The 8,242-nt window shown below is 65.6% G+C and carries 7 protein-coding genes; all 7 read left to right on the top strand.

From position 1 onward, the window contains the following. The first annotated feature begins 60 nt into the window (after nucleotides 1–60). Entirely contained in the window at nucleotides 61–1,707 is a 1,647-nt protein-coding gene (locus ACMGEZ_RS06110; protein ID WP_436821348.1) for a 3-(methylthio)propionyl-CoA ligase, read from the top strand. 162 nt (nucleotides 1,708–1,869) lie between these two features. After that, the gene (locus tag ACMGEZ_RS06115; RefSeq protein ID WP_436821349.1) at nucleotides 1,870–3,108 is read left to right on the top strand and encodes a branched-chain amino acid ABC transporter substrate-binding protein; all 1,239 of its coding nucleotides are present in this window, start codon (nucleotides 1,870–1,872) and stop codon (nucleotides 3,106–3,108) included. A 103-nt stretch (nucleotides 3,109–3,211) separates the two neighbouring features. Continuing rightward, nucleotides 3,212–4,165 (top strand): branched-chain amino acid ABC transporter permease, encoded by a 954-nt coding sequence (locus ACMGEZ_RS06120; protein ID WP_436821350.1) that lies wholly within the window; start codon nucleotides 3,212–3,214, stop codon nucleotides 4,163–4,165. Between the two features lie 2 nt (nucleotides 4,166–4,167). After that, the gene (locus tag ACMGEZ_RS06125; RefSeq protein WP_436821351.1) at nucleotides 4,168–5,544 is read left to right on the top strand and encodes a branched-chain amino acid ABC transporter permease; all 1,377 of its coding nucleotides are present in this window, start codon (nucleotides 4,168–4,170) and stop codon (nucleotides 5,542–5,544) included. Between the two features lie 82 nt (nucleotides 5,545–5,626). Then, nucleotides 5,627–6,397, top strand: coding sequence for an ABC transporter ATP-binding protein (locus ACMGEZ_RS06130; protein WP_436821352.1), 771 nt, complete (start codon nucleotides 5,627–5,629; stop codon nucleotides 6,395–6,397). Between the two features lies 1 nt (nucleotide 6,398). Beyond that, complete coding sequence (locus ACMGEZ_RS06135) at nucleotides 6,399–7,094, top strand: ABC transporter ATP-binding protein (protein ID WP_436821353.1); 696 nt, start codon at nucleotides 6,399–6,401, stop codon at nucleotides 7,092–7,094. A 180-nt stretch (nucleotides 7,095–7,274) separates the two neighbouring features. After that, nucleotides 7,275–8,242, top strand: a 968-nt coding sequence (locus ACMGEZ_RS06140) for an enoyl-CoA hydratase-related protein (RefSeq protein WP_436821354.1), incomplete at its 3' end; no start/stop codon positions are given.

Below are 8,242 nucleotides of genomic sequence, written 5' to 3' on the forward strand. Positions count from 1 at the left end.
CGGACGGTCCGTTGCCACGGCCCGCGGCTTTCACGTTTTGTTGTTTGAAGGAGCCTTCCGATGCTGGGTTTGATGCAGGACCAACCGTTGCTGATCTCGTCGCTGATCGAGTTCGCCGAACGCCACAACGGCGACGGGGAAATCGTCTCCCGGCGGGTCGAAGGCGACATCCACCGCAGCAGCTGGCGCCAGATCGCTTCCCGTGCGCGCCAGGTCGCCAACGCGCTGGACCACGAACAGCTGATCTTCAGCGACCGCGTGGCGACCCTGGCCTGGAACGGCTACCGCCACCTGGAGCTGTACTACGGCGTCAGCGGCAGCGGCCGGGTGCTGCACACCGTCAACCCTCGGCTGCATCCCGACCAGATCGCCTGGATCGCCAACCATGCCGAAGACCAGATCCTGTGCTTCGACCTCACTTTCCTGCCGCTGGTGCAGGCAGTGCACCCCAAGTGCACCACGGTGCGCAAGTGGATTGCGCTGTGTGCTGCCGACAAGCTGCCGGCCGACACCGGCATTCCCAACCTGGTGAGCTACGAGGCCTGGATGGGCCCGCTGTCCGACCAGTACGACTGGCCGAGCTTCGACGAGAACTCGGCCTCGAGCATGTGCTACACGAGCGGCACCACCGGCAACCCCAAGGCCGCGCTCTACAGCCATCGCTCGACCCTGCTGCATGCCTATGCGGCGGCGCTGCCGGACGTGATGAACCTGTCCGCACGCGACGCCGTGCTGCCGGTGGTGCCGATGTTCCACGTCAACGCCTGGGGCATCCCGTATTCGGCCGCGCTCACCGGCTGCAAGATGGTGTTCCCCGGCCCGGCGCTGGACGGCAAGTCGGTCTACGAGCTGATCGAGAGCGAGCGGGTCAGCTTCGCGGCCGGCGTGCCGACCGTCTGGCAGATGCTGCTGGGCCACATGCAGGCGCAGGACCTGAAGTTCTCCACCCTCAAGCGCACCGTGATCGGCGGCTCGGCCTGCCCGCCGGCCATGATCAACGCCTTCCAGCAGCAATACGGCGTGGAGGTGCTGCACGCCTGGGGCATGACCGAGATGTCGCCGCTCGGCACACTGTGCACGCTGAAGAACAAGCACCTGTCGCAGTCGCCGGAACAGCAGACGTCGATCCGCATGAAGCAGGGCCGGGCCATCTTCGGCGTCGACATGAAGATCGTCGACGGGAACGGCAAGGAACTGCCCTGGGACGGCAAGGTCTCCGGCGACCTGCTGGTCAAGGGGCCGTGGGTCGTCAAGGAATACTTCAAGGGCGAGGGCGGCGATCCGCTGGTGCCGGACGCGCGGGGCCGTGGCTGGTTCCCCACCGGCGACGTCGCCACCATCGACCCCGACGGCTACCTGCAGATCACCGACCGCAGCAAGGACGTGATCAAGTCCGGCGGCGAATGGATCAGCTCCATCGACATCGAGAACATCGCTGTGGCGCACCCGGCGGTCGCGATGGCGGCCTGCATCGGCGTGCCACACCCCAAGTGGGACGAGCGGCCGATCGTGATCGTGGTGAAGAAGCCCGGCGCCGAGCTCACCCGCGAGGAGCTGCTGGCTTTCTACGGCGGCAAGACGGTGGCCAAGTGGCAGGTGCCCGACGACGTGGTCTTCGTCGACGCCATCCCGCTGGGCGCCACCGGCAAGATCCTCAAGACGAAGCTGCGCGAGCAGCTGCGCGACTACAAGCTGCCGGAGTGCTGAAGCCACCCGATCCTACCGGCGGGTAGCACCAGCGAGGTGCCACCTGTCGCGTGGGTGATAGAAACCGCCTCCGCGGCCGTGCGCTTACGGGCATTCCCTGACGGGCGGGGGTACAAAGAACAGTAACCTCATGTCGCATTGCAGCAAGACCAGGAGACACAAATGAAGTTCGCTCTGAGACTCGCAACCGCGGCCGTCCTCGCCGCCACCGCCACCGCCGCCCTGGCCCAGAAGGGCGAAACCGTGAAGATCGCCTGGCTCGATCCGCTGTCCGGCCTGATGGCCGCGGTGGGCACGAACCAGCTCAAGACCTACCAGTTCCTGGCGGAGGAGTTCAACAAGAAGAACGCCGCCGGCGTCAAGTTCGAGATCATCGGCATCGACAACAAGCTCAGCCCGCAGGAGACCACCAACGCGCTGCGCTCGGCCCAGGACCAGGGCGCACGCTATGTGCTGCAGGGCAACGGCTCCGGCGCGGCGCTGGCCATCATCGATGCGCTCGAGAAGCACAACGCGCGCAATCCCGGCAAGGAGGTGCTGTACATCAACTACGCCGCCGTCGACCCGGACCTCACCAACAGCAAGTGCAGCTACTGGCATTTCCGCCTGGACGCCGACACCTCCATGAAGATGGAGGCGCTGACCACCTTCATGAAGGACCAGCCCGACGTCAAGAAGGTCTACCTGCTCAACCAGAACTACTCGCACGGCCAGCAGGTCGCAAAGTTCGCCAAGGAAAACCTGAAGGTCAAGCGGCCCGACGTGCAGATCGTCGGCGAGGACTTGCATCCGCTGGCGCAGGTGCGCGACTTCGCCCCCTACATCGCGAAGATCAAGGCCTCCGGCGCCGACACCGTCATCACCGGCAACTGGGGTTCCGACCTGGCACTGCTCATCAAGGCGGCCAACGACTCAGGGTTGAACAACGTCAAGTTCTATACCTATTACGGCACGGTCAGCGGCACCCCGACCGCCATGGGCGCTGCCTCGGCCGGCAAGGTGTACCAGGTGGCCTACGGCCACTACAACATGGGAGGCGACATCCAGCGCCTGGCCGAGGAGTTCAACAAGAAGTTCAACGAGGACCTGTACACCTCGTCCGCCTACACCGCCTTCCTCATGTTGACCGAAGCCTTCGTCAGGGCCAAGTCGACCGACCCGGTGAAGGTGGCGGCGACGCTGGAAGGCATGAAGTTCAAGAGCTTCAACGGCGAGGTCGAGATGCGCAAGACCGACCACCAGCTCCAGCAGGGCCTGTACGTCGCCAGGTGGGAGAAGGCAGAAGGCAAGTACAAGGTCGATGCCGAGAAGACCGGCTACACCTTCGTGCCCGTCAAGTACTACGAGCCCTACGTGGCCAGCACGCCGACCTCCTGCCAGATGAAGCGGCCCAGCCCTTGATGGCTTGACCAGGCCCCAGCAGTGCGGTCGAGGCCCGACTTCAACACTCGGGCCTTTTTCTTTTCTCCTTCCCCCTGATTTTTTTCCTTCCCCCTGAGGAACGATGAACCTCGAATTCTTCGTCATCTCGCTGCTCAACGGCGTCAGCTACGGGCTGCTGCTGTTCATGCTGAGTTCCGGCCTGACGCTGATCTTCAGCATGATGGGCGTGCTCAACTTTGCGCACACCAGCTTCTACATGCTCGGCGCCTACGTGGCCTACACGCTGTCCGGGATCATCGGCTTCTGGCCGGCCCTGTTCATCGCACCACTGCTGATCGGCGTGCTCGGCGCCGGCTTCGAGCGCTACAGCCTGCGGCGCGTGCACAAGTACGGCCACGTGCCCGAGCTGCTCGTGACCTTCGGCCTGTCCTACCTGATCCTCGAGCTGGTGCAGCTGGTGTGGGGCCGTTCGACCGTGCCCTATGGCCTGCCGCCGCAGCTGCAGGGGCCTTTGTTCACGCTCTACGGCACCCAGTTCCCCAAGTCGCGCTCCTTCATCATGCTGGTGGCGCTGCTGATGCTGCTGTCGGTGTGGCTGCTGCTGACGCGCACCCGCATCGGCCTGGTCATCCAGGCCGCGCTCAAGCACCCCGAGATGGTCGAGGCCCTGGGCCACAACGTACCGCGCGTGTTCATGCTCGTGTTCGGCGGCGGCGCGGCACTGGCGGGCCTGGCCGGCGTGGTGGGCGGCAACACCTACGTCACGGAGCCGGCGATGGCGGCCGCAGTCGGCTCGATCATCTTCGTGGTGGTGGTGGTCGGCGGGATGGGCTCGCTGGCCGGGGCCTTCCTGGCCTCGCTGCTGATCGGGATCATCCAGACCTTCGCGGTGGCGATGGACCAGTCGCTGGCCACCGGCCTGCAGGCGATCGGTGTGGCGGTGAGCGAGCAGACCTTCGGCTACGAGCTGCTCAAGCTCACGATCTCGCAGGTGGCGCCGATCCTGCCTTATCTGTTCCTGGTCCTGATCCTGATCTTCAGGCCCAAGGGCCTGCTCGGCACGCGGGAAGATTGAAGATGAGCACAACGCACAACAGCCTCGAGCAGGCGCAGCCGGCTTCGGTCCCTCCGGTGGTCAGCGCATCCGGCGCATCCAGGAAGGCCACGCCGTACTACCGCTTCAAGCCCTGGAACATCGGGCGCTACCTGATCTGGACCCTGTTCGCGCTGGCGCTCATCGCCGCGCCGCACGTGTTCCGCAGCAGCCTGGCGCTCACCATGCTCTCGCAGATGGGCTATCTCATCATCATCTGCCTGAGCTACAACATCCTGCTCGGGCAGGGCGGCATGCTGAGCTTCGGCCACGCGGTGTACACCGGGCTCGGTTCCTTCATCGCCATCCACGCGATGAACCTTGCGAGCAAGGACGGCTGGCCCATACCGCTGGTGCTCATTCCTGTGGTCGGCGGGCTGGCCGGCATGTTCTTCGCGGTCCTGTTCGGCTTCGTCACGACGAAGAAGTCGGGCACCACCTTCGCGATGATCACGCTGGGCATCGGCGAGCTGGTGGCCGCGATGTCGCTGATGTTCCCGACCTTCTTCGGCGGGGAGGGCGGCGTCACCACCGATCGGGTCTACGGCACGCCCTTGCTGGGGCTCAACTTCGGCCCGCAGATCCAGGTCTACTACCTGATCGCGGTGTACTGCTTCGTGTGCACGGCGCTGATGTACGCCTTCACCGGCACGCCGCTGGGCCGCATCCTGAATGCGGTGCGCGACAACCCGGAGCGGGTGGAGTTCATCGGCTACAACACGCAGCGGGTGCGCTACTTCGCCTTCATCATTGCCGGCTTCTTCGCGGGCGTGGGCGGCGGGCTGGCGGCGATCAACTTCGAGATCGTCAACGCGGCCGACAGCCTGAACGCGATCCGCTCGGGCGGCTACCTGCTGTTCACCTTCCTGGGCGGCGCGACCTTCTTCTTCGGGCCGATCATCGGCGCGGTGCTGCTGGTGTTCGCGTCGGTGCTGCTGTCGGAGCTTTCCAAGGCCTGGCAGCTCTACTTCGGCCTGGTGTTCGTCTTCATGGTGATGTTCGCGCCGGGCGGCATCGCGAGCCTCATCATGATGAACCTGCGGGTCGCGAAGTTCGGCAAGTTCAACCGCCTGTGGGGCCTCTACGGTGCGTTTGCACTGGCGGCCATTCCGCTGGTGGCGGGCGCCGCCGCGGTGATCGAGATGATCTATCACATCCAGCTCAACTCCGCCCTCGGGCCGACGTTCAACTTCTTCGGCGTGACGCTCGACACCGCCGGCTTCGCCAGCTGGGCCATCTCGGTGGCGCTGCTGGTGGTCGGCGTGGTCCTGATCGAGCTGGTGCGCCGCCGCTTCGTGCAGGTCTGGGGCAAGGCCCAGGAGGAGATCGAGGCCGAGATCAAGCGAAGGGAGGCGGCATGACCGCAGCGCAGAACCGCTTCAAGCAAGGTCGCGCCCCCTTGGGGGGCAGCGCGGACACGACAGTGCCGAGCGTGGGGGCCCTATGACCCATGCACTCGAACTGAAGGCACTGCGCAAGAATTTCGGCAAGACCGAAATCATCCGCGGTGTCGACCTGGCGGTGGAGGCCGGCGACCGCATCGCCATCATCGGCCCCAACGGCGCCGGCAAGTCCACGCTGTTCAACCTGATCAGCGGGCGGCTGGAGCCCACCAGCGGCGAGGTGTTGCTCAACGGGCAGCGCATCGACGGCAAGAAGCCCTTCGAGATCAACCGGCTCGGCCTCTCGCGCAGCTTCCAGATCACCAACATCTTCCCCAAGCTCAGCGTGTTCGAGAACCTGCGCTGCGGCGTGCTGTGGAGCCTCGGCTACCGCTACACCTTCCTGCGCTTCCTCTCGAACCTGGACGACGCCAACGAGCGCGCCGAGGAGCTGCTGCGCCAGGTCCACCTCGAAAAGAAGCGCGACGTGCTCGCGGTCAACCTCACCTACGCCGAGCAGCGCGCGCTCGAGATCGGCGTCACCATCGCCGGCGGCGCCGGCGTGATCCTGCTGGACGAGCCCACCGCCGGCATGAGCAAGACCGAAACCGCGCACTTCATTGCGCTGATCAAGCAGGTCACGGTGGGCAAGACCCTGCTGACCGTCGAGCACGACATGGGCGTGGTCTTCGGCCTGGCCGACAAGATCGCGGTGGTCGTGTACGGCGAGGTGATCGCCTTCGACACGCCCGCCGCGGTGCGTGCCAACGCGCGCGTGCAGGAGGCCTATCTCGGGTCGGCCGTCGCCGATGCGCAGACCGGAGGGCACTGACATGCTGAAACTCGAAGACATCCACGCCTACTACGGCAAGAGCCATGTGCTGCATGGCGTTTCCTTCGGCGTCAACCCGGGCGAGATCGTGGCACTGCTGGGCCGCAACGGCTCGGGCCGCTCGACCACCGCCAAGGCCATCATGGGCCTGGTGCATGCAGAGGGCGGCCTGCACTGGAAGGGGCAGGACATCCTGCGCCGCAAGGCCTACGAGATCGCGCACATGGGCATCGGCTACGTGCCCGAGAACCGCGACATCTTCCCCAAGCTCACCGTGCACCAGAACCTGATGCTCGGGCAGAAGGGCACCGGCAAGGGAAGCCGCTGGTCCTTCGACGACATGTACGGCATGTTCCCGCGCCTCAAGGAACGCCAGCACACCGAGGCCGGCGTGCTCTCGGGCGGCGAGCAGCAGATGCTCACCTTGTGCCGCACCCTGATGGGCGACCCCGACCTGATCATCATCGACGAGCCCACCGAAGGCCTGGCGCCCAAGATCGTCGAACTGGTCGGCCAGTACCTGCGCACGCTCAAGGACAAGGGCATCTCGGTGCTGCTGATCGAGCAGAAGCTGACCATCGCCATGGCGATCTCCGACCGCGCCCTCGTCATGGGCCACGGCAGCATCGTGTTCGACGGCACGCCGGACAGCCTGCGTGCCGATGCGGCGACGCGCAAGGAGTGGCTGGAAGTCTGAACGCCCGGTGGGACTTTGTCCCGCCAGCGACTGGGACCCGTTGCCGGCGCTCGTGAAACGCCTAGAATTTCCCGAAAAAAAGAACGTCCGTGCTTTTTAGATGCGGTGCAGCGAAGCAAGGGGCATGCTGCATCCCTCAACCCCGTTTTTCGATCCTCTCCCATCCCAAAGGAACGCAGCATGACGGCTGAATACAAAGTGCTCGGCGATGTCGCCGTGATCACCCTGGCGAATCCCCCAGTCAACGGGCTCGGCTTCTCGACGCGCCTCGGCATCACCGACGGCCTCTCGAAGGCCCTGGACGACGCGGCCGTCAAGGCGATCGTGATCACCGGCGCCGGCAAGGCCTTCTCGGGCGGCGCCGACATCAAGGAATTCGGCACGCCCAAGGCGCTGCAGGAACCCAACCTGCTGAGCCTGATCCTCGCGCTCGAGGCATCGACCAAGCCCATCGTCGCGGCCATCCACTCGGTCTGCATGGGCGGCGGCCTCGAACTGGCCCTGGGCTGCCACTACCGCGTCGCCGCGCCCGGCACCAGCGTCGCGCTACCCGAGGTCAAGCTGGGCCTCCTGCCCGGCGCCGGCGGCACGCAGCGCCTGCCGCGCGTGCTGGGCGTGGAGACCGCGCTCAACATGATCGTGAGCGGCGAGGCGGTCAAGAGCGAGATGCTTGCTTCGCTGCCGGGCCAGAAGCTGTTCGACAAGCTGGCCGCCTCGCCCGAATCGCTGTTCGACGAGGCCGTCGAGTTCGCCAGGTCGGCGGCCGCCAAGGGCGGCGATCTGCCGCTGGTGCGCAATCTCCCATGCAAGCATCCGCAGGGCGACGCCTACTTCCAGTTCGCGCGCAACACCGTCGGCGCGATGTCCAAGAACTACCCGGCGCCGCTCAAGTGCGTGGACGCGGTCGAGGCCGCCACCAAGCTCAAGTTCGACGAGGGCATGGCCGAGGAGCGCCGTTCCTTCGTCGCGCTGATGTTCACGCCCGAATCGGCCGCGCTGCGCCACGTGTTCATGGCCGAACGCGCGGCCTCACGCATTCCCGACGTGCCCGAAGACACCTCCCAGCGCCAGATCCAGTCGGTCGGCGTGATCGGTGCCGGCACCATGGGCGGCGGCATCACCATGAACTTCCTCAACGCGGGCATCCC

The organism is Variovorax stachyos, assembly GCF_051400855.1.
GTDB lineage: Bacteria > Pseudomonadota > Gammaproteobacteria > Burkholderiales > Burkholderiaceae_C > Variovorax.